At 65.0% G+C, this 1,430-nt stretch carries 1 protein-coding gene; it reads left to right on the top strand.

Annotated elements, in window-relative coordinates:
* The first annotated feature begins 111 nt into the window (after positions 1-111).
* Positions 112-1,143, top strand: a complete 1,032-nt coding sequence (locus EN859_RS35035; RefSeq protein WP_127857176.1) for an IS110 family transposase — start codon at positions 112-114, stop codon at positions 1,141-1,143.
* Positions 1,144-1,430 lie beyond the last annotated feature (287 nt).

The raw sequence follows: 1,430 nt of genomic DNA, 5'->3' as shown, positions 1-1,430 counted from the left end.
CAGATGGGGTGATTGGGGTCTTTGCCGAGCCCGGATAAGGGCGGCTGCTCCTGTCGAGATGTGAGAACGTGGTCGATGTTGATTCGCCACAAGCATCGGGAAGGAGCAGCCATGAAGTATTTTGCCGGACTGGACGTGTCTTTGGAAGAGACTGCGATCTGCGTGGTCGAGGAGAGCGGCCGGATCGTCAAGGAAATGCGTGCGGCGAGCGAGCCGGAGGCGTTGATCAAAGCGCTGCGCAAAGTCGGGCTTCCGCTGGAGCGCCTCGGCCTGGAAGCGTGCTCGCTGACGGCCTGGCTTCACGACGGATTGCGCGCCGAAGGCCTGCCGGCGATCTGCATCGAGACACGCCAGGCCAATGCGGCCATGAAGACGATGCCGAACAAGACCGATCGCAACGATGCCCGCGCGCTGGCGCAGATCATGCGCACCGGCTGGTACCGGCAGGTGCATGTCAAGAGCCGGCAATGCCGGTTGTGGCGCGCGCTGCTGGTTGCCCGCCGCACGGTGCTGAACGAGATGCGCAGCATCGAGAATGTTGTGCGCGCCATGCTACGCGAGACCGGCGTCAAGCTCGGCACGCCGTCGCGCACCGCCTTTGCTGATCGCGTGCGCGAGCTGGCTGGCACCGAGGTGATGGCAATGGTCGAGCCGCTTCTTGCGATCCTCAGCGTCATGCTGAAGGAGTTCGCCCGCTTGACCAAGCAGGTTCTCCACATCGTCCGCAAGGAGGAAGTGTGTCGGCGGCTGATGAGCGCGCCGGGCGTCGGGCCGATCACCGCGCTCGCCTTCCGCGCCACCGTTGACCGGCCGGAGCGGTTCGGCTCTTCGCGGGCGGTGGGGGCACATCTGGGGCTGACGCCGGCGCGCTATCAGTCGGGCGAGACCGACGTCCAGGGCAAGGTCAGCCGCTGCGGCGACGAACTCGCCCGCACCGCCCTCTACGAGGCGGCGCATTCGCTGCTCGTGCGCTCGAAGAAATGGTCGAGCTTGCGCGCCTGGGGCATGAACATCGCCAGACGCCGCGGCATGGCGCGTGCCCGCGTGGCGGTGGCCCGCAAACTGGGCGTCATCCTGCACCGCATGTGGGCCGACGCAACCGAGTTCCGCTTTGGAAAGGAGCCTGCCGCACTGGCAGCGTGACCGAGACAGATCAAAGGAGCAAGGAACACGAACAAAGCTTTCGCCCGAAAGGGCGATGCCCGGATCGTTCCGTGGGGACGATGGGCGAGGCGATCTCGTTGAGAGTCCTGAACCTGCCGAACCAAGGTTCGCAAGGTCGTGAACCAGATTGAGACGTCTCGCTCTCCTGATCCCATCATGCGGCGGCCCAAGCGCCGACCGCGAAGAGAAGCGAGTGACCCGCGGAACGGTCCGAGAAAAAGTGCAGGAGCACCTTGACCACGACGACCCCAATCAGAGAGGACTCT

The organism is Mesorhizobium sp. M00.F.Ca.ET.216.01.1.1 (assembly GCF_004010325.2).
Taxonomy (GTDB): Bacteria; Pseudomonadota; Alphaproteobacteria; order Rhizobiales; family Rhizobiaceae; genus Mesorhizobium.
The sequence above is the reverse complement of the archived record's forward strand: the minus strand, read 5'-3'. Positions and strand labels throughout refer to the sequence as shown.

Excerpts from the sequence above, each read along its gene's own strand:
- EN859_RS35035 (WP_127857176.1), top strand. The coding sequence starts at position 112 with ATGAAGTATTTTGCCGGACTGGACGTGTCTTTGGAAGAGACTGCGATC.